Annotated in this window: 1 protein-coding gene; it reads right to left on the reverse strand. The window is 21.1% G+C overall.

Going from position 1 to position 659, the window contains the following annotated elements:
* Positions 1-72 precede the first annotated feature (72 nt).
* A complete protein-coding gene (locus QHG34_RS15835) occupies positions 73-384 on the reverse strand; it encodes a hypothetical protein (protein WP_282631187.1) in 312 nt (103 codons plus the stop codon).
* Between the last annotated feature and the right edge of the window lie 275 nt (positions 385-659).

Genomic DNA, 659 nt, shown 5'->3' on the forward strand with positions numbered 1-659 from the left:
AAATATGGTAAGGTCAAAAATCCTAATGATTTTCCTACATTTCAAATTAATCAAAATAATAATACAATAATATTAAATAAAAACTATACTTTTAAATGTTCCTAACAAGGGGAAGATTACATATTTATTAATCTCATAAAGTTTAGTATCATTATATATTCTTTTTTCAATTAATAAACCATTTGAATTTTTTACCCAAACTTCTAAATTTTTTGTTTCATCAATATTACTAATATCATTGTAATTTTTATTTTCATCAACATTGAAATCAATTTCATTGGTTAGATAATAATAATCTTTTATTTTATTAAGATTCTCTTGTATAAATTTTTCATCTAAATCATCTTGTTTTACATGTACAACCAAATAATTATCGATATTCATAATGGATGTATTATTATCACCTAATGTAAAAGTAAATGATACGTTTGCATAGAATTTTAAATTTCCATTTATATCATAGAATTCAACATTGTTTACATAGGCATTCCCAATTTTATTAGATGTAATTAATTTTACTCTTCCATTTAAATTTTTGTTGAATAATTTTTCAGATATATTTTGTTTGTTATATTGAGTGTATGTAATCTTCCCTAAAAACCGGACCGTTTAAAAATATAGTTTATTAACTTAGGGATAATTATGAAACAGAGCAATTT

The sequence above is a fragment of the Empedobacter sedimenti genome, from assembly GCF_030005555.1.
Taxonomy (GTDB): Bacteria; Bacteroidota; Bacteroidia; order Flavobacteriales; family Weeksellaceae; genus Empedobacter; species Empedobacter sedimenti.

Excerpts from the sequence above, each read along its gene's own strand:
- QHG34_RS15835 (WP_282631187.1), bottom strand. The coding sequence starts at position 384 with ATGAATATCGATAATTATTTGGTTGTACATGTAAAACAAGATGATTTA.